General features: G+C 66.8%; 23 protein-coding genes. 10 read left to right on the top strand and 13 right to left on the bottom strand.

The genetic code is table 11. From position 1 onward, the window contains the following. Window positions 1-14: 14 nt before the first annotated feature. Genes R2770_19615 through R2770_19605 form a run of 3 tightly spaced genes read left to right on the top strand, consistent with a single transcriptional unit; the run spans window position 15 to window position 2,253 of the window. Entirely contained in the window at window positions 15-335 is a 321-nt protein-coding gene (locus R2770_19615; protein MEZ5282672.1) for a hypothetical protein, read from the top strand. Next, a complete protein-coding gene (locus R2770_19610) occupies window positions 317-1,270 on the top strand; it encodes a glycosyltransferase (protein ID MEZ5282671.1) in 954 nt (317 codons plus the stop codon). Before R2770_19615 ends, R2770_19610 begins: the two co-directional genes overlap by 19 nt. Beyond that, window positions 1,267-2,253 (top strand): NAD-dependent epimerase/dehydratase family protein, encoded by a 987-nt coding sequence (locus R2770_19605; GenBank protein ID MEZ5282670.1) that lies wholly within the window; start codon window positions 1,267-1,269, stop codon window positions 2,251-2,253. The genes R2770_19610 and R2770_19605 overlap by 4 nt, the downstream gene beginning before the upstream one ends. On the opposite strand, the gene R2770_19600 is transcribed toward R2770_19605, so the two are convergent. Next, a complete protein-coding gene (locus R2770_19600; GenBank protein ID MEZ5282669.1) occupies window positions 2,243-2,896 on the bottom strand; it encodes a GntR family transcriptional regulator in 654 nt (217 codons plus the stop codon). The genes R2770_19605 and R2770_19600 overlap by 11 nt on opposite strands. A 57-nt stretch (window positions 2,897-2,953) precedes the next feature. Between R2770_19600 and R2770_19595 the strand changes: the two genes are divergently transcribed. From R2770_19595 to R2770_19585, 3 genes are read left to right on the top strand one after another with little or no spacing between them, the layout of a single operon-like run. Beyond that, complete coding sequence (locus R2770_19595) at window positions 2,954-5,488, top strand: FAD-dependent oxidoreductase (GenBank protein ID MEZ5282668.1); 2,535 nt, start codon at window positions 2,954-2,956, stop codon at window positions 5,486-5,488. Then, window positions 5,485-6,252: an electron transfer flavoprotein subunit beta/FixA family protein gene (locus R2770_19590; protein ID MEZ5282667.1), complete on the top strand. Its 768-nt coding sequence runs from the start codon at window positions 5,485-5,487 to the stop codon at window positions 6,250-6,252. Before R2770_19595 ends, R2770_19590 begins: the two co-directional genes overlap by 4 nt. Then, complete coding sequence (locus R2770_19585) at window positions 6,249-7,202, top strand: electron transfer flavoprotein subunit alpha/FixB family protein (GenBank protein ID MEZ5282666.1); 954 nt, start codon at window positions 6,249-6,251, stop codon at window positions 7,200-7,202. Before R2770_19590 ends, R2770_19585 begins: the two co-directional genes overlap by 4 nt. Window positions 7,203-7,223: 21 nt before the next feature. Here the strand turns inward: R2770_19585 and R2770_19580 are convergent, their stop codons facing one another. The 6 genes from R2770_19580 to R2770_19555 all read right to left on the bottom strand — a co-directional run bounded on the left by R2770_19580 (window position 7,224) and on the right by R2770_19555 (window position 13,408). Beyond that, complete coding sequence (locus R2770_19580; protein ID MEZ5282665.1) at window positions 7,224-8,096, bottom strand: methylenetetrahydrofolate reductase; 873 nt, start codon at window positions 8,094-8,096, stop codon at window positions 7,224-7,226. A gap of 8 nt (window positions 8,097-8,104) precedes the next feature. Beyond that, window positions 8,105-9,661 carry a trimethylamine methyltransferase family protein gene (locus R2770_19575; GenBank protein MEZ5282664.1) on the bottom strand — a complete coding sequence of 519 codons (1,557 nt, stop codon included), beginning with the start codon at window positions 9,659-9,661 and terminating at the stop codon, window positions 8,105-8,107. Continuing rightward, window positions 9,658-10,386 (bottom strand): corrinoid protein, encoded by a 729-nt coding sequence (locus R2770_19570; GenBank protein ID MEZ5282663.1) that lies wholly within the window; start codon window positions 10,384-10,386, stop codon window positions 9,658-9,660. The genes R2770_19575 and R2770_19570 overlap by 4 nt, the downstream gene beginning before the upstream one ends. Before the next feature lie 95 nt (window positions 10,387-10,481). After that, on the bottom strand, window positions 10,482-11,234 hold the full coding sequence (locus R2770_19565) for an IclR family transcriptional regulator (protein MEZ5282662.1): 753 nt from the start codon (window positions 11,232-11,234) through the stop codon (window positions 10,482-10,484). Between the two features lie 6 nt (window positions 11,235-11,240). Then, window positions 11,241-12,431: a CoA transferase gene (locus R2770_19560; GenBank protein ID MEZ5282661.1), complete on the bottom strand. Its 1,191-nt coding sequence runs from the start codon at window positions 12,429-12,431 to the stop codon at window positions 11,241-11,243. 35 nt (window positions 12,432-12,466) lie between these two features. After that, window positions 12,467-13,408 (bottom strand): sodium:calcium antiporter, encoded by a 942-nt coding sequence (locus R2770_19555; protein MEZ5282660.1) that lies wholly within the window; start codon window positions 13,406-13,408, stop codon window positions 12,467-12,469. A 90-nt stretch (window positions 13,409-13,498) separates the two neighbouring features. Here R2770_19555 and R2770_19550 point away from each other — a divergent pair, with 90 nt between their 5' ends. After that, on the top strand, window positions 13,499-14,419 hold the full coding sequence (locus R2770_19550) for a rhodanese-like domain-containing protein (GenBank protein MEZ5282659.1): 921 nt from the start codon (window positions 13,499-13,501) through the stop codon (window positions 14,417-14,419). Here R2770_19550 and R2770_19545 read toward each other — a convergent pair whose 3' ends face one another. Then, entirely contained in the window at window positions 14,420-15,352 is a 933-nt protein-coding gene (locus tag R2770_19545; protein MEZ5282658.1) for an alpha/beta hydrolase, read from the bottom strand. A gap of 55 nt (window positions 15,353-15,407) precedes the next feature. Here R2770_19545 and R2770_19540 point away from each other — a divergent pair, with 55 nt between their 5' ends. Continuing rightward, the gene (locus R2770_19540) at window positions 15,408-16,199 is read left to right on the top strand and encodes a phytanoyl-CoA dioxygenase family protein (protein ID MEZ5282657.1); all 792 of its coding nucleotides are present in this window, start codon (window positions 15,408-15,410) and stop codon (window positions 16,197-16,199) included. Here R2770_19540 and R2770_19535 read toward each other — a convergent pair. Both R2770_19535 and R2770_19530 read right to left on the bottom strand, forming a co-directional pair. After that, window positions 16,192-19,266: a glycoside hydrolase family 38 C-terminal domain-containing protein gene (locus tag R2770_19535; protein MEZ5282656.1), complete on the bottom strand. Its 3,075-nt coding sequence runs from the start codon at window positions 19,264-19,266 to the stop codon at window positions 16,192-16,194. The genes R2770_19540 and R2770_19535 overlap by 8 nt on opposite strands. Before the next feature lie 68 nt (window positions 19,267-19,334). Next, entirely contained in the window at window positions 19,335-20,729 is a 1,395-nt protein-coding gene (locus R2770_19530) for an aspartate aminotransferase family protein (GenBank protein ID MEZ5282655.1), read from the bottom strand. A gap of 61 nt (window positions 20,730-20,790) precedes the next feature. On the opposite strand from R2770_19530, the gene R2770_19525 reads away from it, so the two are divergent. Continuing rightward, window positions 20,791-22,359 (top strand): FGGY-family carbohydrate kinase, encoded by a 1,569-nt coding sequence (locus tag R2770_19525; protein MEZ5282654.1) that lies wholly within the window; start codon window positions 20,791-20,793, stop codon window positions 22,357-22,359. Window positions 22,360-22,373: 14 nt separating this feature from the next. On the opposite strand, the gene R2770_19520 is transcribed toward R2770_19525, so the two are convergent. Together R2770_19520 and R2770_19515 are read right to left on the bottom strand one after the other, a co-directional pair. Then, a complete protein-coding gene (locus tag R2770_19520) occupies window positions 22,374-23,624 on the bottom strand; it encodes a GAF domain-containing sensor histidine kinase (GenBank protein MEZ5282653.1) in 1,251 nt (416 codons plus the stop codon). Next, window positions 23,621-24,352, bottom strand: a complete 732-nt coding sequence (locus R2770_19515) for a response regulator transcription factor (protein ID MEZ5282652.1) — start codon at window positions 24,350-24,352, stop codon at window positions 23,621-23,623. The genes R2770_19520 and R2770_19515 overlap by 4 nt, the downstream gene beginning before the upstream one ends. 150 nt (window positions 24,353-24,502) lie before the next feature. Here R2770_19515 and R2770_19510 point away from each other — a divergent pair, with 150 nt between their 5' ends. Continuing rightward, window positions 24,503-25,504, top strand: a complete 1,002-nt coding sequence (locus R2770_19510) for an LLM class flavin-dependent oxidoreductase (protein MEZ5282651.1) — start codon at window positions 24,503-24,505, stop codon at window positions 25,502-25,504. Here R2770_19510 and R2770_19505 read toward each other — a convergent pair whose 3' ends face one another. Next, complete coding sequence (locus R2770_19505) at window positions 25,505-25,954, bottom strand: pyridoxamine 5'-phosphate oxidase family protein (GenBank protein ID MEZ5282650.1); 450 nt, start codon at window positions 25,952-25,954, stop codon at window positions 25,505-25,507. Window positions 25,955-25,962: the final 8 nt, after the last annotated feature.

The raw sequence follows: 25,962 nt of genomic DNA, 5'->3' as shown, positions 1-25,962 counted from the left end.
AACCAGGAGCCACGATGTCAGCCAAAGACGAAGACATGGAAAAGGCCCTCGCCACACCACTGGGTCGAGCGTTCAAGCGTCTGCTCGAAGACGAAGAGTTCGCCTCGAAGGTGATCGAATCGCCCGACGCCGTGGCCACCGAATATGGCCTCGACGCCGACGACATGGAGGCGCTCGTGGGCGATGCCCACTCTCTGGAGGGCGAGGTGTCGGGCTTCTCGTTCGGCAAGGTAGGCAGCTTTGGCAACCCTCTCGACCTGAGCGGCGGTTTGCTCACACCCGGCCGCCTTGGGATGCCTCGGCGTGGTTGGACCGGATGCCTCACAATGACCTGACGCTCGCTGTTTGCACACGCGAGCGCCCAGCCGAGTTGGCGCGTCTGCTCGACTCGGTGGGTCGTTCCAAGTTCCGGTCGATCGAGCGGCCGAGCGTCGACGTGTTGGTGGTCGACAACACGCCGGGCGGCAGCTCTCTCGACGCGGCCGAACTGAGCCGACGCTGCGGCTGGCCGGTCAGAGTCGTCGAGGAGGGTCGCACCGGTGTCGCTTTCGCGCGAAACACCGTCATCGCCGAACGCGACCCGTGTGCCAAATATCTGCTGTGCGTCGATGACGACCAAGTGGTCACGCCGTCATGGCTCGAGTCTCATCTGAAGCTCGCCGCAGAGTCGAGGGCTCCGATCCTCACCGGGCCCGTGCTGGTGCGGATCCCCGACACAGCGCCGGCATGGGCTCGGGTCATCTGGCAGCAGATCCCTCGGCACCCGACCGGCACAGACATGCCTTCGTTCCTCGGAGGCAACGTCTGCTTTCGCTCGAGCATCTTCGACGAGTGCTCCGAGCGCTACGACGAGTCGCAGGCAACGGCTACCGCCGACGATGCCGACCTCGGACGCCGCCTGCGCATGGCCGGCTACGACATCGAGTGGAACGACCGCGCCATCGCCTGGGAGGTGGTGCCGCAGGCCAGGCTGAGGCTCAGGTGGTTCATCGAGCGCTACCTCTCGTTCGGTGGATTCGAGGCGATGTGGACCCGTCGCCACCGGGGCCGCCGAGCCCTCGCGGCTCAGCTTCCGAGCCAGGCTCGAAGCTTCGTTCGTGGGGTGGCTGTCGCCTTCGCCTCACTGCTCCCCAAGCAGTCGCCGCAACAGCGCGCCGAGCGACAGGCCGAGGCCATTGCCACCGCTGTTGCACCCATCGGATGGGTCGGTGGGGTGTTCGGGTTTCGGCTCCAGGACTATCGACGCGTCACTTCGGAGTCGTCGCCATGATGCGGGCCGTCGTGACGGGAGGCGCGGGCCACATCGGTTCGCACGTGGTCGATGAGCTGGTTGCCGCCGGCTACTCGGTGACCGTTGTCGACGACCTGTCGAACGGGTCGCTCGACAACCTCGCCCACCATGGCGACAACGTCACGTTCACGAAGGGTACGGTCGCCGACGCCGACCTGGTGGCACACGTCACCGCAGGGGCCGACGTCGTGTTCCACCTGGCGTCTGCGGTGGGTGTGCAGCGCGTCCTGAACGACCCCACCGGCGCGGCAGCAATCATTCTCGACGGCACACGTGCCGTGGTCGACGCCTGCGTCCGCAACGAGACTCGCCTCGTGTTTGCCTCGAGCAGCGAGGTCTACGGCAACTCGCGCGGCAAACCGATGGACGAGGAAGACGACCTGGCCATAGGTCCACCCACCTCGCCCCGATGGAGCTATGCCCTGGCCAAAGCTCTGGGCGAACAGTTCGTTCTCGACGCGGCCACCCGAGGGATGCCTGCCACGATCTTGCGCTATTTCAACAGCTACGGCCCCAGAGCCCACCGGGGACCTGGCGCTTCTGTGGTCGCCCGCTTCGTCGACCAGGCGCTGGCGGGAGGTCCGGTGACCATCTATGGCGATGGTTCGCAGGTCCGGTCGTTCACCCATGTTGGCGATCTGGCCCGCCTCACCGCCCTTGCAGGGTCACAACCGGCCGCGGTCGGCGAGGTGTTCAACGCCGGCAACCGCGAACCGACGACCATCGCCGATCTGGCCACTCTGACCGCAGAGCTGGTCGCCGATCTGACCAGTACGCCAGCGGTCGATGTCGTTGCAACCGACCCACAGCAGATACACGGGTGGCGCTTCGTCGAGCCACACCGGCGCGTCCCGCGCACCGACAGGGCCATGTCGAAGCTGCAATGGTGCCCGGTGACGTCGATCGCCGATGGGTTGCGCTCGACTATCGCCTGGCACCTCGCCAACCCGATTATCGAGTGACCAGCGGCGAGTCGAGGCGGCGCGACACAGCAGCACGCACCTGATCGTCGAAACTGCGAACATGGCGCTCGATCAAGTCGGCCGCTGCGTCGCCGTCGCCGCGCCGCAATGCGTCGAGGATCTGGGCGTGCTCTTCCACCGCCTCGCGGGTGTCGGCGACGTCGGACAGGTACAGGTGCCAGACGCGGTCGCTGTGGGCGTAGAGAGTGTCGAGACTGTCGGTGAGGAACCGATTGCCTGCTGCAGCCCACGTGATCTCGTGACAGCGACGGTCGACCGCAAGCAGTTCCTCGTCGTCGTCCGACGTCGCCGACGAGGTGATCAGCTCTTGCATGGCTTCCCAGTGCTCGGGCTTACCCCGTAGAGCTGCCAGCCTCGCCGCGTAGGGCTCCATGACCGCTCGGGTCTCGTACAACAGGGACAGGTCTTCGACGTCGACGCGGCTGACCAGCATTCCACGGCGTGGAATGACCGTGACGAACTGGTCGCGGGCCAGCCTCTGCAAGGCTTCGCGCACAGGGGTGCGGCCGATGCCCAACTGCTGCTGGAGCGTGTCGTCTCGGAGCACGTCGCCCGGCGCGTACTCGAGGCGGACGATCATCCGGCGGATTCCGTCGTAGGCCTGTTCGCTCAAGGAGGTCATGTGATAGCTTCATGATATATCACGGATCAGCCACCACCCATCCAATCGGGGGTCTCAATGAGCGAAGTTCCTTCCTCGGCGCGCTGCGTCATCATCGGCGCCGGCATCGTCGGCAACTGCCTGGCCGGTCACCTGGCCCGCCTGGGCTGGACCGACATGGTCTTGCTCGACAAGGGTCCCCTGCCCAACCCGGGCGGGTCCACCGGCCACGCATCCAACTTCATCTTCCCTGTCGATCACAACAAGGAGATGGCGCTGCTGGGCGTGCAGTCGGCCAACCAGTACCGCGACGCCGATCGCTCGGTCGACTGCGGCGGCATCGAGGTCGCCCGCACCCAGGAGCGCATGAACGAGCTTCGGCGCCGCATGACCAGCGCCACCGCCTGGGGTGTCGAGGCCAAGCTCCTGACCCCCACCGAGGTCAAGGAGCTGGTGCCGTTCATCGACGAGGAAGTCATCTTGGGCGGGTTCTACTGCCCCTCGGTTTCCGTGGTCGACTCGCTCGACACCGGCACCCTGTTCCGCAACGAGGCCATCGAGAAGGCCGGCTTGCAGGTGTTCGCCAACACCGAGGTTCTCGACATCGAAACCGTCGACGAGCCCGCGACCGGCCGCAAGAAGGTGTCGGCCGTGGTCACCGACAAGGGCCGCATCGAGGCCGAATACGTGGTGATCGCCTCTGGTGTGTGGTCTAACCGGGTCGCCAACATGGCAGGCGCCACCATCCCACTGGTGCCCGCAGTTCACCAGATGGCCGACGTGGGCCCCATCGATGTGCTGGTCGAGACCAACTCCGAGATCGGCTACCCGATCATCCGCGACATGGACACGTTCTGCTACGAGCGCCAGTCGGCGGGGTCGATGGAGGTCGGGTCGTACGCCCACCGGCCGATCCTGCACCACCCCGACACCATCCCCTCCAACGATGAGGCCGCACTGTCGCCCACCGAGATGCCGTTCACCCAGGACGACTTCGACCCCCAGATGGAACAGGCCATCGAGCTGATGGACATGCTGGGCGACGCCGAGATCAAGTACGCCATCAACGGGTTGCTGTCGCTGACCCCAGACGCCATGCCCTGCCTGGGCGAAACCGTCGAGGTCGCCAACCTGTGGTCGGCGGCCGCGGTGTGGGTGAAGGAAGGGCCGGGCATGGCCCAGGTGGTGGCCGAGTGGATGACCTACGGCTATCCCCGCGTCATCGACGCCCACGGCGCCGACATCGCACGCTTCTACCCACAAGAGCGCGGCGACGATCACATCTGGGCGCGAGCAGAGGAACACTTCAACAAGACCTACGGCATCGTCCACCCGGCCGAGCAGTGGGCCAGCAGGCGCAACCTCGAGGTATCGCCCTTCTACAGCCGCCAGCAGGAGTTGGACGCGTTCTTCTTCCAGGCCCGCACCTGGGAGCGCCCCCAGTGGTACGGGTCCAACGCCGACCTGGCCGAGCGCTACGGCATCACCGAACGCGAGGTCGAGTGGGACAACCGCTGGTGGAGCCCCATCACAGCGGGCGAACACCTGAACATGCGCGAGAACTGCGGCATGGTCGATCTGTCGGCGTTCCAGATCATCGACCTGTCTGGGCCCGGCGCGGTCGAGTTCGCCGACCGCCTGGCGGTCAACAAGATCGGCCCGGTCGGGCGGGCCACCTATACCCCATGGCTGACACCAGACGGCGGCTTCCACTCCGACCTCACCATGCAGCGCATCGCCGAAGACACCGTGCGGGTCGTCACGGGTGTGTTCGACGGCGGGCGCGACATGCACTGGATTCGCACGTACATGCCCCGCGACGGCTCGGTGACGGTCACCGACCGCACCCACCAGGTGTCGACCATCGGCCTGTGGGGGCCCAACGCACCGGCGGTGCTGGCCACCCTGACCGACCAAGACCTCAGCCACGCCGGCTCGCCCTACGGAGCCATGGTCGACTGCACGCTGCGCTGCGGCGATGTCGACGTCGACGGTTATCTCTTCCGTATCTCGTACGTGGGCGACACCGGCTGGGAGATCTATCTGCCCTGGGATCAGGCCCCCCTGGTCTGGGATGCGCTGATGGCCAACGGCCGCGACCAATACGGCCTGCGCCCCACCGGCGGCGGTGTCTATGGCAGCTCGGGCCGCATCGAGAAGGGCTACCGCCTCCAGGGTGCCGAACTGGAGAGCGAGTACAACCCGCTCGAGGCCGGTCTGGCCCGGCCCAAGGTCAAGTCGGCGGACTTCATCGGCAAGGAGGCCTATCTTGCCGCCCGCGCCGCCGGCGAGCCCGAGGTGCTCATGAGCTGCCTGACGGTCGAGGACGCAACCGACTCTTCGGGCCGCACCCGCTGGCTTCAGGGCGGCAACGAACCGATCCTCACCCTCGACGGACAGCCAATCCGCGATTCGCACGGCAGGGTCTCGCGCGTCACCTCGGCCACCTATGGCCCGTCGGTTGGCAAGCAGATCGTCATGGCGTATCTGCCCCGCGAGCTGGCCGTGCCAGGCACCGACCTGCAGGTCATGTACATGAACGAGCTGTTCCCCGTGAAGGTCGTGGGCCAGGACGGCCCATTCGACCCCGACGATTCGCGGCTCAAGTCGTGAGGGTTCTGGTCTGCGTCAAGCGGGTGCCCGCGCCGGGCGCCAAGATCAACATCACCGCCGACGGCCAGGCCGTCGACGCCACCAACCTCGGCTTCACCACCAGCCCACACGAAGAGTGTGCGGTGGAGGCGGCGGCCCAGCTGATCGACCAGCACGGTGGCGAGGCGATGGTGCTGACCTTGGGCCCCGCCGAGGCCGAAGAGCAGCTTCGCTACGCCGCCAGCGTGGGCATGCACAGCGGCGTGCTGTTGGTCACCGACGGCACCGAATGGGACCCTCAGCGCACGGCAGCCGCCATTGCGGCGGCGATTGAACAGCTCGAATCCGAAGGCGGCGCCTTCGATCTGGTGTTGTTCGGCAACGAGTCGGCCGACAGCGGCGGCTTCCAGGTCGGCATCAGGGTGGCGCACGCGCTGGGTCGCCCGATGGTCAACGGCGCCAAGGGTCTGGCGGTCGACGACGGCAGCGTCCACGTCGAACGCGAGGCCGATGCAGGTCGCGAGACCTACAGCCTGCCGCTGCCCGCAGTGGTGGGCATCAAGGAGGGCATCAACCTGCCCCGCTACCCCACCATGCGCGGCCGACTCGCATCGAAGAAGGCCGAGGTCAAGGTCATGCAGCCCAGCGCCCAACCGGGCGGCCTGTCGCTGGTGACCCTGGTGCGGCCACCCGAGCGCGCCTCGCAAACCGTCGTCCTCGGTCACGGGCCCGAGGCCGCAGCAGCCGTGGTCGACCTGCTCGAAGAGATCGGGGTCATGTCGTGAGCCACACCCTCGTATTGATCGAACACGACCGCGGCACACTGTCGCCTGCTGCGCTGGAGGCCCTAACGTTCGCCCGCACGCTCGGCCAACCGGTCGAGGCCCTCACCATCGGCGCCAACGCCGACGGGTTGGCAACCCACCTGGCAGCCTTCGGCGTCACCAGGGTGCTGCAGGCCCACCACGACATGCTCACCGACTATGGACCAGAGGCGTGGGGCGCAGTGGTCGCTCATGCCGTAGCCCACACATCACCTGCTGTGGTGGTCGCCACCGGCACCGATCGCGGCAACGAGGTGTTGGCCCATGCGGCGGCCCGGCTCGACCTTCCCTTTGCCGCCAACGTCACTTCCGTCGATGGCGCCGAAATCACCAGGGTGCGTTGGGGCGGTTCGTTGCTGGAGAACGCAAGGCTCGACGCCCAGGTCGGGCTGTTGACGGTGGCCCACCACAGCGTCGACGCGGCACCCGCAGACGAGCCCGGTGCGGCCGAACCGGTCGAGCTTGCCGTCGACCTCGACCCGCACCTGGGCCGTTCCATGGTCAGCGGCCGAGTCGAACGGGCCGCGGGCGTAACCCTGGCGACAGCCCCCGTCGTCGTAGGTGGCGGCCGCGGTGTGGGCAGCGAAGAGGCGTTTGCGCCGCTCGAGGAACTGGCAGCCGAGCTCGGAGGTGTTGTGGGCTGCTCTAGGGCGGTCACCAACAACGGCTGGCGCAACCACACCGATCAGGTCGGCCAGACCGGCACCCGCATCGCGCCCGACGTCTATCTGGCCTGCGGCATCTCTGGCGCCATCCAGCACTGGGTTGGTGCAGCTGCCAGCAAGAACATCATCGCCGTCAACACCGACCCGCAGGCCAACATGGTCACCAGGGCCGGCTACGCGGTGATCGGCGACCTGCACGACGTTGTGCCTGCCATCACGGCCGAGATCCGGCGTCGCCGGGGCTGATCGGCCCCGCGACGCGAGCGATCAGGCCGCCACGGCAATGGCCGCCTGCCACCGTGCGGTGTCGGCCACAGAGTTGAACGTGAACGAGTGCAGCGCCTCTATACCCAGGCGCTGGGCGTCGTCGGCGAACTCGGCCACCAGGTCGGTTGGGTCATAACCGCCGGGCGACATCAGGCGCATCACCGTCGAGCGGTTCTTGCTGACATAACGCAAAGACGCCCCAATGCCGATGCGGGTGCCCACCTTCAACAGGCGCGCCCTGTCGACCACACCGGGCACACCCAACCTCACGGGCAGGGTCATGCCCGCGGCCCGAATGCCCTGCAGCCAGGCGCGTACGCGGGTGGCGTCGAAACACATCTGGGTCGAGATCCAGCCGTCGAGCCCAGCCGAGCGCAACAGCGCCTGTTTGGCGAAGAGCTGCTGTTCGAGCGCTTGGTCGTCGATGGCCGGATGCCCGTCGGGATAGCCGGCGATACCGATGCGCTCGACACCGGGTTCGGCAGCGATCAGGTCGGCCATGAACTGGGCCGCGCCCTCGTATGGCCCCGCCGGTTCTGGGGCGTCGCCGGCAATGACGAACACCTCTCGAATCTGGTGTTGACGCAGCCACGATGCTGTCTGCTCTACTGCGTCGGCGTCGGCGACCGTGCGGGCCGCCAGATGAGGGATGGGCTGGTGACCCAGGTCGATCAGGCGGCTGCAATAGTCGAGCGTCGCTGGTATTCCGGCCGCAGGTGAGCAGGTGACCGACACCGGCGCGCCCGCAGGCAGCTCTGCGATGGCCGCCTCTATCGATCGCATCGGCACCAGCTCATAGTGCAGTCGGGCCACCAGGTCGGCCACGGCCTGGTGGTGTCGATCGGGCGCCGAAGACCGGGCTCGTGCCCGCACGGCGAGCCTCACCGGGCTTCTGCCAGCTCTGTGCGTCGACGCACGACGAACTCTGTCAGCTCGTCGGCGATGGCGTCGTCTATGGGCGGCGCTTCATAGGCAGCCAGCTCGCGTTGCCACATCTCGTTGGCACGCTGGGCGGCGTCTCTGCTGCCCTCTTCCGACCATTGCTCGTAGCTGGCGTTGTCTGCGGTGAGCGCCCTGTAGAACGCGGTCTCGAAGTTGGCCAGGGTGTGCTGGGTGCCCAAGTGGTGCTCGCCCGGGGTGTGGGCCAGCAAGGCGTCCAGGGCTTGGCCCGCGTCGCTTAGATCGAGGCCTTGGGCGAAGGTGTGCATGGCACCCAACTGGTCGCAGTCGAGCACGAACTTCTCGTAGCCGATGGTCAGGCCGCCCTCCAGCCAGCCCGCGGCGTGAAGAACGAAGTTGACCCCGGCCAGAACCGTCGGCTCGAGCGTGGCGAGCGACTCGTAAGCAGCCTGGGCATCTGGCACCTTCGACGCCGTCAACGAGCCGCCCGAGCGGAACGGAACACCCAACCGGCGAGCGAGGGCGGCCATGGTGTACAGAACTATGGCGGGTTCTGGCGTGCCGAAGGTGGGCGCTCCGGTCTGCATCGACATCGAGCTGGCAAACGAGCCGAACACCACCGGGGCACCGGGTCTGACAAGCTGCGTGAACGCCATGCCCACCAGGGCCTCGGCCAGTGTCTGGGCCGCTACCCCGGCCGAGGTCGCCGGCGCCATGGCGCCGGCCAGGATGAACGGCGAGATCACGCACGCCTGGTTGTTGGCCGCATAGACCTCGGCTGCGCCGAGCATGGTGGCGTCCCAGACCATGGGCGACGAGGCGTTGATGAGGCTGGTCATGACCGTGCGGTCGGCCAGGTCGCCGCCGAACGCTATGCGGGCCATCTCGACCGAGTCGGCAGCCCGCTCGGGGGCGGTCACCGAGCCCATGAACGGCTTGTCGCTCCATCTCAGGTGAGCGAACACCATGTCGAGGTGGCGGGTCTCGACCGAGATGTCGACCGGTTCACACACCGTTCCACCGCTGTGATGCATGAACGGCGACAGATACGCCAGCTTCACGAAGTTCTCGAAGTCGGTGATGGTGGCATAGCGGCGACCGCGGTCGAGATCGTGTACGAACGGCGACCCGTAGTTGGGGGCAAACACCATGGCATCGCCACCGATTTGAACGTCGCGCAGCGGGTTGCGTGCATGCTGGGTGTAAACGGAGGGGGCGTTGCCCTGCACCAACTGGCGACACAGTCCGCGGGGGAACCTGACGCGGGTTCCGTCGACATCGGCCCCCGCGTTGCCGAAATAGGCCAGCGCCGCCGGATAGTCGCGGATCTCGACCCCCACCTGCTCGAGCAGGGTGTCGGCGTTGTATTCGAGCAGCTCGAGGCCCTCGTCGCTGACCAGTTCGTAGGGCTTTATCTTGCGGGTCAGGAAGGCGGCCGACGCCTTGGTGGCCGTCGACCTGAGGGCGCGCCTCGCGTCGCGGCCACCGGCCCGACGAGACCGCCGTTCCGGGGCGCCAGGGTCGTGAATGTCGGTCATGGGCGTGAACCTGCGGTGTCGAGCGCGACCACGTTGGCTCGTCGCGCGGCTATCAACTCCTTGGCCTTCTCTGCGGCAACGGCTGCGTCGCGGCAGTAGGCGTCGGCACCGACGGCGGCGCCGAACTCTTCGTTCAGCGGCGCACCGCCCACCATCACTATCTGGTCGTTGCGCCGCCCGGCTTCGATCAGGGTGTCGATGACGACCTTCATGTAGGGCATGGTCGTGGTCAGCAGCGCCGACATGCCCAAGATGTCGGGGCGATGCTCGTCGAGTGCGGCCAGATAGGTGTCGACATCACAGTTGATTCCCAGATCGACGACCTCGAACCCGGCACCTTCCAGCATCATCGCCACCAGGTTCTTGCCGATGTCGTGGATGTCGCCCTTGACGGTTCCGATGACAGCCTTGCCTATGGGCTCGGCGCCGGTCTCGGCCAGCAGGGGTCGCAGGATGGCCATGCCTGCCTTCATGGCGTTGGCGGCCAGCAGCACCTCGGGCACGAACAAGATGCCGTCTCGAAAATCGATGCCGACGATGCGCATCCCCTCGACCAGTGCCTCCTGCAGCACACGGTCGGCGCTCCAGCCCCGCTCGAGCAAGATGTTGGTGCCCTCGACGATCTCGTCGCCGAGCCCGTCGTACAGATCGTCGTGCATCTGTGATGCCAGATCGTCGTCGGACAAGCCGGCGAGGTCGATGTCGACGTCTTCGTGGTCGCTCATCGCGGCCCCCAATCCCCTTGGCGGACAGCATCGCAAAGGCTGAGTCCACGATGCGGAACGATTCCGTATAGCGGAATCGTAACCGAAGGCGAGCCCTATGTCACCCCAGCTAGGCGCGCTGATATCCGTTGCGCAGCCGCCACGACCTCGGCGGCAATCGAGTCGTCGGTGCCCTCGGGTGGGAAGCGGTATGAGGGACCATGCACGTGGATGGCGGCCACGGCCCGCCCCGCCGGGTTGAAGATGGGGGCAGCCACCGAGTTGAGGCCTTCCGACATCTCCTCGCGGGTCCAGGCGTAGCCCGTGGCACGAACATCGTCGAACCGCGCGGCCAGCTGAACCGGGTCGGTCATCGTCTTTTCGGTCCACCTGGCCAGTTCCTGGCCGAGGAACTCATCTCGCACGTCTGGGTCTGCGAAGGCCAGCAACACGACGCCAGACGACACCACGTGGGCATCGACGCTCTCGCCGGTCCAGTCGCGGACCTGCACCTCGTGATCGCCGTCGACCTGGTCGTAGTAGTAGACCTCGAACCCGTCGAGCATCGAAAGCCCTGCGGCTTCGCCGGTCTGGGCCACCAGGTCGACGAGATGCGGATGTGTGATGGAGATGAGGCTGTTGCCAGGGCTGGCAGCCGAAGCCAGGTCGATGAGCACCGAGCCAAGGCCGTAGACACCCAGGGCGTCACTTTGTTCGACCGCGCCCACCTCGACCAGGGTCGACAGCAGGCGGGCCACGGTGCTCTTGGGCAGCCCGCAGCGCTCGGCGACCTCGGAGACGCCCGCCGGCCCACTGGCCAAGCTCTGGAGCACGGCAAAGGCGCGCTCGACCGATTGTACTGTCGACATCGGGGTTCAGCCTATGGCGCCAGACTCGCGCAACGCGGCGATGTCTTGCGCGCTTAGACCGGCTGCGATCAACACCTCGTCGGTGTGAGCGCCGAGCTCGGGCGACACCGCGCCCGGCACCGGCGGAGTGGCCGACATGGCTATGGGCGACCCGACCGTGCGGATGCGCCCCCAATCGGGGTGGTCGGTCTCGAACACATAGCCGTTCTCGACAAGGTGCGGATCGGCCGCAGCGGCCTGGTAGTCGTTGACCGGAGCAAATCGCCAGTTGCCGGCCTCGAACAGCTCGCACCACTGGGCTGTTGTCCGCCTAACCAGCACCTTGGCCAACGACTGGCGCAAGGCCAGGTGCACTTCGTCGGTCATCTGTGGCGCCAGGAAGCGTTCGTCGTCGGCCAGTTCTGGCATGCCGACCAGGGCGAAGAACTCGGCGCGGCGTTTGGCCGGGATGCCCACCATCGCGATGTGGCCGTCTGCGGTGGGGAAGATGCCATAGCCGCTGCGCACGAACGGGTGACCACCGTCGGCCCTCGATGGCACCCGCCCCGAGATGAAATAGGCCGAGTATTCCGAGGCCTGGGCCCAGATCTGTCCGCCCAGCAGCGACACGTCGACCCTTTGACCCACGCCGGTGCGCTCTCTGGCCACAAGCGCCGCCAACACTCCGGCAACCAGGTTCTGGCTCGCCATGTGGTCGGCGACGGTGGCCCCAACCGGTGTGGGCTCGACACCCTCGGTGTTGGTGGTGCTGATGAGCCCACCTGCCGCCTGGGCGGCGAGGTCTGCCCCCTCCCTCGTCGCCGCAGGACCCTTCGGCCCAAAGAGGCTGCCCAGGCCATAGACGATTCGGGGGTTGCGCTTGGCCGCCTCGTCATAGCTCAACCCCCACTCTTCGAGGGTGCCGGCCTTGAAGTTGGCTATGACCACGTCTGCGCTTTCGAGCAACCGCCAGAACACCTGCCTTCCGCCGTCGGTGCGCAGGTCGACCGCCACGCTGCGCTTGCCGCGGTTGCATCCGTGGAAGAACCCAGAACGACGATCCCCCGGCGCCGACGGGAGATAGCGCGACAAATCGCCGACGCCTGGCAGTTCGATCTTGATGACATCGGCCCCGAGGTCGGCCAGCATCTGGGCGGCCTGTGGCCCCTGCACCAGCTGTCCGAGATCGAGCACCCGGATACCTTCGAGCGCGCTCATGGCGCGAGACCCTAGGCCAACAATCGCGTTCGGCTTCAGGCGAGCAGCGGCACTATCGCCGCGTACAGCACCACCAGGCCCAACCCCTCGAGCCTCCCGACACCGCCGCGGGTGCGCATGGCCAACCACGCCAGGGCCGACACGCCCACCGCCGATACCGGCGCCACCACGGCGAGCGCGACCGAGTCGAGCCCACGACCCCCTGTCAACCCCACCGCCCCGCCGACGGCCAGGCAGTTGAAGATGTTCGAACCCAGCAGATTGCCCACGATCAGGTCGGTCTCGCGGCGACGCGCCGACTGCACCACGGTCACCAGTTCGGGCAACGAGGTGCCCACAGCCACCAGGGTGGCGCCGACGAATCCCTCCGACAGCCCGGCGCGTTCGGCGATGTCGACGGCCCCCCACAACAACAGCTGGGCGCCGGCGACGGTGCCGGTCAGCCCGGCAAGGGTCCGGGCGACCTCGAACCCGAACGAGTGTTGCACGTCGGCCAGCTCGACGACCTCGGGCCCCAGCGGGTCTGGTTTCGACGACCGAAACACCACCACCAGGGTCGCGACCATTGCCGCCAGCAACACGATGCCCTGCCAGACGGCGATGCCGTCGCCCTGAACTGCCACGGCGAAGGCCACCGCGGCCAGCAAGGCCAGCGGCGCCTCGCGCCTGACCGTCGCAGAGGTCACCGCCAGTGGCACGATGCATCCGCCGACGCCCAGTAACAACGAAAGGTTGGCGATGCTGGAGCCGGCGATGTTGCCGACCGCGACCTCGACCTGATCGTTCGAAGCGGCGATCACCGAAACCAGCATCTCGGGCAGGCTTGTTCCGAAGCCGATGATGACAACGCCCACCGTCAGAGGCGGCACCCGGCGGATCAGCGCCAACCTGGCAGCCCCCAGCACAAAGTGGTCTGCCGCCACAGCGAGCAGAACTACCCCGCCGACCAAAGCCAGCAGCGTGAGTAACACGAGCACCGTCCTCGACGATCCCGTACTGCCCCGCCCGGTGCGTGCAGTGGATTGCAGAACAGTATCGGGCCGCGACGTGAAGATAGTGTCGCCCGCATGGCTTTGGTTCACCCCGAATACCTCGTAACGACCCAGTGGCTGGCAGACCACCTGGACGACCCAGACGTGGTGGTGCTGGACGTGACGGCCCGCCTGACCTCCAGCCTCGACAACGCCCCGGGCCTGCAGTGCTGGATCGACCAGCACATACCCGGTTCGGTGTTCTTCGACGTCGCCTCCGCAAAGGGGCGCTTGTCGAACCCAGACGCTTCGTTGCCCTGGATGTGGCCCACGGCCGACCAGTTCGGGGCGACCATGGCCGACATCGGCGTGGGACCCCACACCAAGGTGGTTCTGGTGGGCCGCACGCCGAGGCCCGGCGTCGACTCGGGCACCATGTGGTGCACCCGGGCGTGGTGGACCATGCACCACTTCGGGGTCGACTGCGCCATCTTGCACGGCGGCATCGAGCGGTGGCAGGCCGAAGGTCGTCCCATGGCCCACGGCGAAGATCAACCCGCCGCACGACCGGTGCCGACGCCGGCCGAGCCGTCAGGCGAATGGCAGCGGGCCCGCGCCACAAAGGACGATGTGCTGGCCGCTGTCCAAGCGATCGGCTCGGGCGACGCCAGCGTGTGCATCGTCGACGCGCTCAGCGCCAACAACTACGGCGGGTCCAGCGACGTCTACGGAGGGCGAGCCGGCCACATCGAGGGTGCGATCAACGTGCCGTATGCGTCGCTGATAGAGGCCGAGACCTGCGGTTTCGTCGACGCCGTAACAATGCGAGCGGTGCTGGCCGACGCCGGGCTGCTGGATGCCCCGCGGGTCATCACCTATTGCGGCGGCGCCATCGCCGCCACGGTCGACGCCTTCTGCCTTGCCCTGCTGGGCCACCAGGACGTTGCGGTGTACGACGGCAGCCTCATGGAGTGGGCCGCCGACCCCAACATGCCGATGGTCAACCCCAGCGCCTGATCAGCCCGATCGCTCTTCGAACGCGGCCACCAGTGCGTTGGCCAGATCGTGGTGGGCATCGGCGGCTCGGGCCATCACGTGCCAGCGCGATACGAAGCCGTGAACCACACCCGGATAGCGCGTGACGTCGACCTCTACACCGGCCGACCGAAGCCTGGCCGCGTAGTGCTCGCCCTCGTCTCGAAGCGGGTCGTATTGGGCGGTCTGAACGTACGCGGGCGCGCAGCCCGACAGGTCGGCGGCGCGGGCTGGCACCGCGTACGGGTTCAGCCGCTCGTTGCTGGGGACGAAGTGGTCCCAGAACCACACCATGTCGTCGGCGGTCAGGAACAGCCCTTCGCCGTTCTCGACCATCGATTCGTAACGGTCCTGGCGGTCGTCGATGCACGGATAGATCAGGGCCTGCAAGGCCAGGTCGATGCCCTCGTCGCGGGCCCGCAGGGCCACGCCGGCCGCCAGGTTGCCGCCGGCCGAATCGCCGCACACCGCCAAGCGCGACGGGTCTCCACCTATCTCGGCTCCGTGCCGCGCCAGCCACGAGGTGACCGCCCAGCAGTCGTCGTGGGGCGCCGGAAACGGGTGTTCGGGGGCCAGCCGATAGTCCACCGAAACCACGAGCGCTCCGGTGCGTACCGCTATCCGGCGGGCCAGCGAGTCGTGCCCGTCGACCGACGACAGAACCCATCCCCCGCCGTGGAAGAACGCCACCATCGGCAGGTTCTCGGCGTCGCTGGCGGCATAAACACGCACTGGAACATCGCCCGCAGACCCCGGCACCACGAGGTCTTCGACTCGCGAGACGTCGTCTCCGCGGGGTTTGGGGGCCGCGTCGTAGTTGGCCCGGGCTTCGGCCACGGTTCCTTGCGACAAGGCGGGGGCGTCAAGTGCCAGCAGGGCTTCGAGGGCCGCGGCGACGTCGGCATCGAGTGTCATGGCCTCATCCTGGCAGACGGCCCCTCCGCGCGCCCGATTGGGTAAGACTGGCACGATGCGAATCGAGGGTGACTGGAACCGCGACGGCGCCGTGTGTGTCAGGGAGGCCTTCTCGCCAGACGAGATTCGGTTGGCGACCGAAGCCATCGAAGCCAACCTGGCCGACCTGTCCCCGCTGTCCAAGCGGGCCAGCACAGACCACGACGGTGCCTTCGTCGAAGACTTCTGCTCGTGGACCCGAATCCCCCAACTCGAGCGCTTCGTTCGGCAGTCATCGGCCGCCCGCGTAGCTGCCGAGGTGCTTGGCGCCCACACCCTGAGGTTCTTCCACGACCACGTGCTGGTGAAAGAGCCGGGAACTGCGCAGCGCACTCCGTGGCATCAGGACCTGCCGTACTACAACGTCGAGGGCTTCCAGAACCTCAGCATGTGGATTCCGGTCGACCCGGTGCCCAGGGAAGTCACCCTCGAGTTCGTTGCCGGGTCACATCTTGGCCCGATGTACCTGCCGCGAACGTTTCTGGACGCGCGGGCCGCCTGGTTTCCCGAGGGCTCTCTGGCCGAAGCGCCCGACATCGACGCCACCGCCGACCAGAACAACGTTCTGGGATGGCAGCTCGAACCGGGTGATGCCGTGTGTTTCCACATGAACACCCTGCACACCGCCGCCGGCAACCCGGGGCCGCACAGGCGCCGGGTGCTGTCGTTGCGGTTCCTCGGCGAAGACATGGTGCACGCCCCGCGGCCCTGGAAGACATCGCCACCCTTCCCTGGCCTGGAGACCCAACTGGCTGCCGGGGCTGCCATGGATCACCCACTGTTCCCGGTGGTGTGGAGCTCTAGCTGAGCTGTAGGCGAAGGGTCACGATCTCGAAAGGGGCCAGGTCGAGCTGCAGGGTGTTGCCCTCGACCACCAGCGAGCCATCTTCGAGCGGCTCTTCCAGCAGGTTGGTGCGGCTGGCCGAGGTCATGTCCGCGATGGTGAGGTTCACCCGGCGGCGGCCGCCGAACGCCTCGTGCAGCCTCACCATCACACCGTGGCCATCGTCGGCGGGCTTCACCGCCGAGACCACCACACCCGCATCGTCGATGCCCATCAACGACTGGCGGCCCGCCAACGAAGCCGCCGCGCTGCCGTCGGCCGAACCAGCCGCAGGCACCACCCTCAGCGGATTGTTGAACGCGTGCGCTTGGGCCACCACTCCCCCTTCGGTGGCGTTGCCCGCATGGGCGAACAGCGCGTAGGCGAACTGGTGCCGCCCCCTGTCGGCAACGGGGTCGGGCCATGTGGGCGCACGCAACAAAGACAGGCGAATCACGTTGCCCTTGACATCGTGGCCGTACTTGCAGTCGTTCAGCAGCGCCACTCCGAAGCCGCTCTCGCTCAGATCCACCCAGGTGTGGGCGCACGTCTCGAAGCGCGCCTGGTCCCAGCTGGTGTTGGCGTGCGTGGGTCTCTCGACGTGCCCGAACTGGATCTCGTGGGTGGCGTTGACAGCGCGCACGTCGACCGGGAAGGCGACCTTCAGCAGCTTGTGGTCTTCGTGCCAGTCGGCTTCGCAGTGCACCTCGACCCTGGCCGAGCCCCTGTTGATGCGGACGTGTTGTTCGATGCGCGACCGTCCAAACGACCTGACGACTCGCAGTGTCGCCCGCTGCGGGGTTGCCTCGATCACCTCGACGACGTCGGCCGTGGTGAGGTCGACGCCGGTATCGAGCGCGGGCCTGTCGATGTCCCAGGCGTCGTAGTTCTGCGGGCGGTCGTCGAAGATCTGCAACACGTTGGCGGCCTCGCCGGGGGCGATGGCTTCACGACCGCTGGCCTTGTGCACCACCGACCGCAGCAGCCCGAGGTGGTCCCACCGGACGCGCACCAGGCCGTTGTCGAACCAGTCGTCGCCCACGGTCACGGGCGGTGCGGTGTCGGCCTGCACGGCCAGGTCGTTCACCGCCCAACCCATTGCGGGCGCATGCACCACGGTTGCGACGCCGTCGATGTCGACCGTCTCGTGCCGATCGAAGGGCAAGCTGTTGAAGACCACCACCGGCTCGACGGCATCGCCGGTGTCTATTCGCGCGACCAGCTCACAAAGCGCCCCTTGCACCAGCGACTCGACCTGGGCGATGGCCAGGGCGTGGGCTTCGACGGTGTCGTCGTTGACCCAATGGATGGACGAGCCGGGCAAGATGTCGTGGAACTGGTGCAGCAGAACCGTCTGCCAGATCTGATCGAAGTCGCGCCCGGTCGTCTGCGAACCGCCCGCCTTTGCGGCCGCCACAGCCCACAGCTCGGCATCGCGAAGCGCCCATTCGAGGGCTCGGTTGCCCTTCTTGATGGCGCCCATCGTGGTGTAGGTGCCCCGGTGGAGCTCCAGGTACAGCTCGCCCACCCACACGGGCAGGTCGGCGGGTTCGCCCTCGGCCTGCAACCTCTCGATCGCCTCGGCGGCCCCAACCAGCTCTACACGGCCCACGCCGTCGAGGTCGGCCAGACGCCGCGCCCGGTGCAACATGTCGTCGTCGGGGCCCGCTCCCCCGTCGCCGTGGCCATACAGGTACAACATGTTCGACCGCACATCGCCTTGAGCGAAGTTGCCTTCGCCGTGCAACAGCTGACCCACCGAGAAGTCGCCCACATAGGTGTCGGCGGGCGGGAAGTGTGTGAACACCCTGGAGCCGTCGATTCCTTCCCACCAGAACGTGTGGTGTGGGAAGCGGTTGGTGTCGTTCCACGAGATCTTCTGGGTGACGAACCACTGGAGGCCCGCCAACTTCAGGATCTGGGGCAACGCCGCCGAGTAGCCGAACACATCTGGCAACCACAACCCGTCGGTGTCGGTGCCGAGTTCGTCGCGCATGAACCGCTTTCCGTGCACGATCTGGCGCACCAGCGACTCGCCCGAGGCGATGTTGCAGTCGGCCTCTATCCACATGGCGCCCATGACCTCGAAGCGACCCGAGCGCACATGATCGAGTAGACGGTTCCACAGATCGGGGTACTCGTCGCGCACCCAGGCCAGCTGCTGGGGTTGTGATGCGGCGAATCGATAGTCGGGATTTCGATCGAGCATGGTGGCCGCTGTCGAGAAGGTGCGGGCGGCCTTGCGGTGGGTCTCGCGCAGGGGCCACAACCAGGCGGTGTCGAGGTGCGAGTTGCCCACGGCCAGGTGGGTCTTGACTCGCCCGGTGTCGTCGTTGCCTCGCGACAGCGCCTCGGCCAGCAACGCCCGAGCCTGCCGAACGGCGGCGGCGCCGACTCCGTCGGTCTCGATGACCGCGCACGCACGGTCGAGGGCTTCGGCACACTCGCTCGCCCGTTGCGTCTTCGCGTGGGCAGCGAGGTCGGCGACCAGCTGCCAGTCGCGCACCAGGTCGACCACGTCGCGATCGACGGTGGCCATATGACACCGGCGCAGCTCCAACAGCGGCTCGCCCCACGGTTCGGCGGCCAGCATCGGACCCGGGTCGGCCGCGATGGCGGGCGGGTTTGCAGCAGCCTCGATGTACAGCTCGAAGCGTTCACCTCCCTGGGCCGGTGCGGCCAGCTCGACCTCGCGGTGGTTCGGGCTGATGCCGTGGATGGGCCTGCCGTCTACCCAGACCTGGCCTTCGGCGCCGAAGCCGGCTCCCCCTCCGAATCCCAGGTGCACCACCAGCACGACATGCTGACCCGCCCAGTCGTCTGGCACCCGACCCCGCACTTCGAACCAGGTCGTGTCCCACGCCGGCCCCCACCGATCGCCCTCCTCGAAAGGCTCGAATGTCCCAGCGACTGCGGCCTCGTAGGGCACCGGTTCGCCGTGGATGTGGTTGGCCGAGATATCGACCGGATGGGTCCTCGTCCACCGGGCCGGCTTCACGATGTCGGCGAGAACCCGCCCGATCTCGGCTACGCGCGCATTGTCAGGTGCCACCCGGCGGACAATAGTCGTGACTTCTCGTCGCCGACCCAGGCAGGCGCACTCAGCCGGCCGTCGCCGTCTCAGCTCGGGGGCAGGCCCTGCTGGTCGTCGAACATCGACTCGATCACGCTGTTGATGAAGCTGGTGACCTCGGGGGTCAGGTCGGGCACGCCCCCATAGATCGAACCACTGACAGCGGGCTCGTCCTTGTGTTCGTGTGCGTGAGCGACCGCCGCGTCCAGGTCGGCCCACCATTTGTCGACCAGCCCGGGTTGGGTTTGTGGTCGTGTCACTGCCATGTGGATGGCGTTTGGATACTGCTGTCCGTTCAGCCGCCAGCCACTGGCCCGCAGGGCGTCGTTGACGTGGTAGATGTCGAACTCGTCGGAGGTGAACGAGAAGCAGAAGTAGGGGTCGCCCATTATCCGCAGCTCGGGATGCGACCTAACCGCCTGCTGCATGGCAAACGCGGTGTCGAAGATGTCTCGGGCGTATCTCGAATAGCCCTCACGCCCCAGCGACACCATTGCTGCCCATGTGGCTGCCAGCAGACCACCAGACCGCGATCCGTCGATGCCAGGCGAGGCGTACTTACCGCCAGACCAGTCGGTCATGTAGAAGTACTGGCCATTGCGCAGGGCCTTGTCGCGAAACATCAGGATCGACGTGCCCTTCACCGCGTACCCGTACTTGTGGGTGTCGGCGGAGATGGTGGTCACCCCCGGATGCCGGAAGTCGAACACCGGAATGTCGTGACCCAACTGCTCGCCGAAGGGCAGGATGAACCCTCCGAGGCAACCGTCGACATGTAGCCCGACCTGTCGTTCCAGGGCCAGCTCCGACAGCTGTTCGATCGGGTCGACGGTTCCGTAGCCATAGTTGGAGGCCGACCCGACGATGGCGGCGGTCTGGTCGTCGATCGCAGCGGCCATCGCCTCGACGTCGGCTTGGGTGGTCGACGGGTCTACGGGCACGCGGCGCATCTCGATGCCCAGCAGGTGGCAGGCCTTGTCGAATGCCGGGTGGCCGGTCTCGGGCTTGACGATGTTGGGCCGGGTGATGCCCCTGGCCGTGGCGGCCTCGCGATAGGCCAGCATCGCGTGCAGGATGCTGCCGCTGCCTCCGCTGGTGATCATCCCGCACGGCTCGCCGGGGTTGTCCGAACCGTCGATCGCGTGGGCGTTCATCAGGTCGAGCCCCATGGCGATGATCTCGCCCTCGAACCGGGTGGCGCTGGGGCACACGTCGCGCTGCAGCACGTTCATGTGGCTGTACATCTTGAACGCCTCGCCGGTGAAGGCATAGTGGTCGTGGTCGCCGCAATAGAACGAGCCCGACGCCTTGCCAGACTCCCAGGCTGCGTCCTCCAGGTGAGCCATCTCGGCCAGCTCGGCCAATATCTCGTCCCTGGGGCGGCCCTGGGCCGGCATCCCTCGAAGCACCGGATACCGGTCTGCATACGGATAGGGACCCATCTCTGCCTCCCGCGGCGGCTCGCATCGGCCGGTCGCGACCCTATCTGCGAAGATCAAGAGCATGTCAAACCCCCACGTCGTCGCAATCGACCTCGGTACCAGTGGCCCCAAGGTCGCTGTGGTGACACCTCAGGGCCAACCTGTCGGGACGGCCCGCACCCATGTCGACACGATCCGCTCGGGCGACGCCGTCGAACAAGACCCCCAGCAGATCTGGGCGGCCGTCGTCGACGCGACCAGGCAGGCGGTCGCCGCCTCGGGCGTGAACCCAGAGCAGATAGTCGCCGTGATCTGCACCAGCCAGTACTCGTCGATCGTGCCTGTAGACGCGAACGGCAACGCTCTCGCCGACATGATCCTGTGGCAAGACCACCGGGGCGCCACCGCCAACCTCAAGCAGCTGCCGGGCACGCCGCGAATCGTCGATTCGCCGATCCACTTGGCGCAATGGCTGCGCCTGCACGGTCTGCCTCCCATCGCCGGAGGCATCTCGCTGACCCACATGCGATACCTCAAATACGCCAGGCCCGACGTTTACGACCGCACCGCCTACTTGCTCGAGCCCATGGACTTTCTCACCATGCGCCTCACCGGCCGAGCCACCGCCAACCAGGCCACCGCGTTCATGTCGCTGATGGTCGACAACCGCACGCTCGATGCCACCGACTACAGCGACGATCTGGTCGAGGCGTCGCTGATAGACCGCGCCAAGCTGCCAGAGCTGGTCGCCATGAACGACATCGTCGGCACCCTGACACCCGCTGCGGCCGAGCAGCTGGGTCTGGGCACCGACACCAAGGTGGTGACCGGGTTGAACGACACGCAGGCCGGCGGCATAGGGTGCGGCGCCTTCACCGGCGACCACGCCGGCGTGTCGGTGGGTTCGACCTGCGTGATGATCACCCACGTCGACCGCAAGCACACAGACGTGCGTCACGCCATCTTGAGCATGCCAAGCACGGTTCCGGGCACCTATTTCGTGATGGCCGAGAACGGCATGGCGGGCGCCGCGTTGGATCGCTTCCTCGACAATGTCGTGTACCCGGACGACGCGTTTCACGATGCCATTTCCGACGCACCAGACGACCGCTTCGACCGGCTGGAGGCGGCGGCCGCCGCGGCACCTGCGGGCAGCAACAAGCTGCTGTTCCTGCCGTGGGTGGGCGGCGCGATTGCTCCTTCGGCCAACGACCACATGCGGGGTGGCTTCCTGAACATGTCGGCCACCACTACCCGCAGCGACATGGCGCGTGCGGTTCTGGAAGGTGTGGCGCTGAACCTGCGGTGGTTGCGAGGCCCCGTCGAGAAGTTCGCCAAGCGCCGATTCGACCACTTCGCTTTCTACGGCGGTGCGGCTCAGTCTGCCCTGTGGTGCCAGATCATGGCCGACGTCATGGGCACACCGGTGCATCAGCTCGAGCACGGCAACCACACCGTCAGCATCGGGGCCGCTCTGTTGGCCTTCGAACGGCTGGGTGTCATCGACTTCGACGACATCGCCGCCGCTGTACACACCAGCAGGGTTTTCGAACCCGACCCGACCCATACCCAGACATACGACCTGATGGCCGATCAGCTGGTTCGAACGTTCAACCGCACCAAGCCGGTCTTCAGAGCTCTGAACCGCTGAGCGGCGGCCGCAGTTCAGGCTGGCACGAGGGTGACCGTAACGTGGGTTCCCACCCCAACCGCGCTGCGCAGGTCGAGCGAACCGCCCATCGCCTCGACCAGACGGCGCGACAGCACCAGTCCCAGCCCGGCGCCGCCCTCGCGACCGGCGTCGGCCCCTAACCGATCGAAAGGCACGAATAGCCGTTGCAGTAGCTCGGCGGGAATGCCAGGGCCCTCGTCGACGACGTGCACCTGCGCCCGACCTTGTGACTCGTCGGTGCTGACCACTACGCGGGTGCCGGCGGCCGAAAAGCGCAGCGCGTTCGACACCAGGTTCAATAGCACCTGCTGCAGGCGGCGACGATCGGCCGATACCGCCAGCACAGGCCCGGTCGCTTCTATGACCAGTCCCCGCTCGGCGGCAAGCGGCTGGGTCAGTTCGACGGTGGTCGCGACCACAGATGCCGCGTCCAGCGGCTCCAGCGTCAAGGGCATAGCACCGGCCTCGACCCGGGCCAGGTCGAGAACATCGTCGACGATCGACAAGATGTGGGCCGAGGCCTTCGAGATGCCGTCAAGCGCCTTGTGCCTTCGGTCGGGCGACAGGTCGAGGGTCTTCAGACTCTCGGTGAATCCGGTTATCGACTGCAGCGGCGTTCGCAGCTCGTGGCTGAGCGCGGTGACAAACTGCGATTTTGCGTGGTTCGCTCGCTCGGCAGACTCGCGGGCCACTTCGGCTCTGTGACGCGCCTCGCGTTCGCGCATCGCACCGTCGTGGGCAACGGCGATCGAGGCCAGGTGAGTGAAGCGACGCACCAACTCGCGCTCGCGGTCGTCGGGTTCGTGAGGCCTACGGTCGTACACGGCGAAGGTGCCGACGATCCTCGACTGTGACCGGATGGGGCTCGACCAGCATGCGCCGATGTCGTGCTGTACCGCGAGGTCGCGGAACTGTTGCCAGCGCGGATCGGTTGCGACGTCGCTGGCAACCACCTGGCGGCCATAGTGCACGGCGGTGCCACAGGAACCCGCAAGCGGGCCTGGTGCCAGTCCGTCGATCGCCTCGGAGTAGGCGGCCGGCAATGTGGGCGCCGCGCCGTGCCTCAGCACGCCGTGTCCGTCCAGGAGCAACACCGAGCACCTGCTGCCGACGATCAGCGCTTCGAGCGCCACGACGATGCCTTCGAGCACGACGTCCAGCGACGCGCCGGCCGCCAGCTGTTCCATCACCGACGACTGGTGATCGAGCACCGCCGCAGCCTCGTCACCCGAAAGCACCGTCATCCCTCCCACCTGTATCCCACCGCGCGCACCGTCCGTAGCCGCAGCGGCCTGCTGGGGTCGGCTTCCAGCTTCTGGCGCAGGCGGTACACGTGCTCGGTAATCGTCGCAGGCGTCTGCCAACCCTCGCTGCTTGACCACACGGCAGCCAAAAGCTCTTCGCGAGAGCACGCCCGTCGGGGGTGCTGGACAAAATAGGCCAGCAGCTCGAACTCCTTGGCAGCGAGATCGACGGGTTGGCCATCGACCCATACTTCACGTGACACCGAGTCGATCTCGACCCCCGTACCCTTGGGCACAAACGGCGCAGACCGTGAGGGCCCGTAGGCGCTGCTGCGCCTCAACACCGACCGGGCCCGAGCGGCCAACTCTCCTGGCGAGAACGGTTTCACCAGATAGTCGTCGGCTCCCATGTCGAGCCCCACTATGCGGTCGGTCTCACCGTCTCGGCCTGACAGCACGATGATCGGCAGACGGTAACCACCGTCGCGCTCTTCGCCCTGGCGCACCCGCCGGAGGATGTCGAGACCCCCGATTCCCGGCAGCGACAGGTCGAGAACCACCAGGGACGGCGCGTTCGACTGGATCGCCTCCAAGGCGCTGATGCCGTCCTGTACGGCCTCGACCGTGAAACCTTCGGTCTCGAGAGCCCAGGTGACGCCGGTGCGGACGCCCTCGTCGTCGTCGACGACCAACACCCGCCGACCAAGGTCGTTGTGCGATCCCCCCACGTGCAAAAGGCTAGTCGGCCCAGCCGTTGAGCAACTGTTGAGAAACCGTTGTTCGACCGCCGAGTCTCGATCCGTACGGTCGCAAATGTGCCCTTTGGCACACCGTCGATCCGGGTCAAGGGGGCCTGGAGGAGAACACCGGGGAATCACATGACCGACATGAAACTGGCTCTGTACCTGCCGAACTTCCGCGATCACGTCACTGTCAAGGAGCTGGAAGACCTCACCGAGCTGGCCGAAGAGCTCGAGTTCGACTCGATCTGGACACTCGACCGCATCGTCGTGCCCGAGGCATCCGATCGCGGCCAGCTGCAGTACCCGTTCGGCATGATGAAGGAGTTCCCGCCGCAGCTTCCCGTTTCGGCCAGGGGCAAGTGGTTCCAGGGGTGGCCGCTCATTCCGTGGCTGGCCGCCAAGACTTCCAAGTGCCGCATCGGCATGAGCATCACCGACACGCCCTACCGCTCGCCTGGCGTATTCGCCGCCGAGATCGCCACGGTCGATCACCTGTCTGGTGGAAGGGTCAACGTGGGCATCGGCGCGGGCTGGATGCCCGAAGAGTTCGCCGCCGCAAGCGCAGCCCACATATTCCCGCGGCGCCACAGCCACGTGCGAGAGACCATCGAGATCTGCCAGGGCATCTGGACCAACGAGTTGTTCGAGTATCACGGCGAGTTCGCCGACTTCGAGTCGTGCGGGTTTGGCCACCAGCCGCTGCAAGATCCCCACCCACCCATCTTCTTCAGCGGCCTGCGCGACCCAAAGCGGTCGGCCAACCGCATCGCCAAGTACAACCTGTCTGGCTGGATCGGCATCCAGGACACCCCGAGCGAGCTGGCCGAGTGGCGCGGGCCGATTCAGGCCGAGCTCGAGAAGCTCGACAAGCCCGACGCCCTCGACAACCTCGAGCTCTGCAGCATGTACTGGTTCGCCATCACCGACGAGCCGTCCGACCAGACCGACAACGGCAAGGTCAGCAACATCCTGGTGGGCACCCAGGAACAGATCACCGAGAACCTCATCGAGTTGAAAAAGGTCGGCCTGACCATGCCGCTCATCTGGCCGCCGTTCGCCGATGTCCCGACTGCCAAGACTCTCGACGATCTGAGGGTGCTGAACGACGAGATCCTGCCTGCGGTCAACGCCGCCTGATCAGGACTGGGCAGCCCACCCGGCTGCTGCCTCGATGTCGAACACCAGGATGCGGGCCAGCGGTGGTTCGTTGTGATGGGGTTCGCGGTATTGGGCGAAGCGGTCGGCGAGCTGCTCGACCGCCCGGTTGGCAACCTCGACCCAAGAGCCCGGCTGCGAATGGTCGATCCATCGCAGCTGGGCTCGCACCCACCAAAGCGCCGACCAGTCGGTGCGGTCCCAATGTTCGATCAACAGGGTGGCGGCGGGATCGAGCTCGAGGTTGCGTTCGCGCTGCAGCCGCTCGGATGCCTTGGGCTTGACCCGGTCGACTGGCACGCATACGTGACCGTCGACCACGGTATAGACCACCGGCACCAGGTCGACCCCACGGGTCGGGTGGAGTGTGGCCAAGACGCCATGTTCGTTGGATGCGAGGCGGTCGAGCGCCTGTTCTGAGGAGAAGTTCATCTCATGGA

This window comes from Acidimicrobiales bacterium (assembly GCA_041394185.1).
In the GTDB taxonomy this organism is placed as follows: Bacteria; Actinomycetota; Acidimicrobiia; order Acidimicrobiales; family Poriferisodalaceae; genus JAAETH01.
Note: the sequence above shows the minus strand (reverse complement) of the source record. Positions and strands in the feature narration are given on the sequence as shown.

Coding starts and splice junctions, on each gene's coding strand:
- R2770_19615 (MEZ5282672.1), top strand. CDS start 15: ATGTCAGCCAAAGACGAAGACATGGAAAAGGCCCTCGCCACACCACTG.
- R2770_19610 (MEZ5282671.1), top strand. CDS start 317: ATGCCTCACAATGACCTGACGCTCGCTGTTTGCACACGCGAGCGCCCA.
- R2770_19605 (MEZ5282670.1), top strand. CDS start 1,267: ATGATGCGGGCCGTCGTGACGGGAGGCGCGGGCCACATCGGTTCGCAC.
- R2770_19600 (MEZ5282669.1), bottom strand. CDS start 2,896: ATGACCTCCTTGAGCGAACAGGCCTACGACGGAATCCGCCGGATGATC.
- R2770_19595 (MEZ5282668.1), top strand. CDS start 2,954: ATGAGCGAAGTTCCTTCCTCGGCGCGCTGCGTCATCATCGGCGCCGGC.
- R2770_19575 (MEZ5282664.1), bottom strand. CDS start 9,661: ATGACCGACATTCACGACCCTGGCGCCCCGGAACGGCGGTCTCGTCGG.
- R2770_19570 (MEZ5282663.1), bottom strand. CDS start 10,386: ATGAGCGACCACGAAGACGTCGACATCGACCTCGCCGGCTTGTCCGAC.
- R2770_19565 (MEZ5282662.1), bottom strand. CDS start 11,234: ATGTCGACAGTACAATCGGTCGAGCGCGCCTTTGCCGTGCTCCAGAGC.
- R2770_19560 (MEZ5282661.1), bottom strand. CDS start 12,431: ATGAGCGCGCTCGAAGGTATCCGGGTGCTCGATCTCGGACAGCTGGTG.
- R2770_19550 (MEZ5282659.1), top strand. CDS start 13,499: ATGGCTTTGGTTCACCCCGAATACCTCGTAACGACCCAGTGGCTGGCA.
- R2770_19545 (MEZ5282658.1), bottom strand. CDS start 15,352: ATGACACTCGATGCCGACGTCGCCGCGGCCCTCGAAGCCCTGCTGGCA.
- R2770_19540 (MEZ5282657.1), top strand. CDS start 15,408: ATGCGAATCGAGGGTGACTGGAACCGCGACGGCGCCGTGTGTGTCAGG.
- R2770_19530 (MEZ5282655.1), bottom strand. CDS start 20,729: ATGGGTCCCTATCCGTATGCAGACCGGTATCCGGTGCTTCGAGGGATG.
- R2770_19525 (MEZ5282654.1), top strand. CDS start 20,791: ATGTCAAACCCCCACGTCGTCGCAATCGACCTCGGTACCAGTGGCCCC.
- R2770_19520 (MEZ5282653.1), bottom strand. CDS start 23,624: ATGACGGTGCTTTCGGGTGACGAGGCTGCGGCGGTGCTCGATCACCAG.
- R2770_19510 (MEZ5282651.1), top strand. CDS start 24,503: ATGACCGACATGAAACTGGCTCTGTACCTGCCGAACTTCCGCGATCAC.
- R2770_19505 (MEZ5282650.1), bottom strand. CDS start 25,954: ATGAACTTCTCCTCAGAACAGGCGCTCGACCGCCTCGCATCCAACGAA.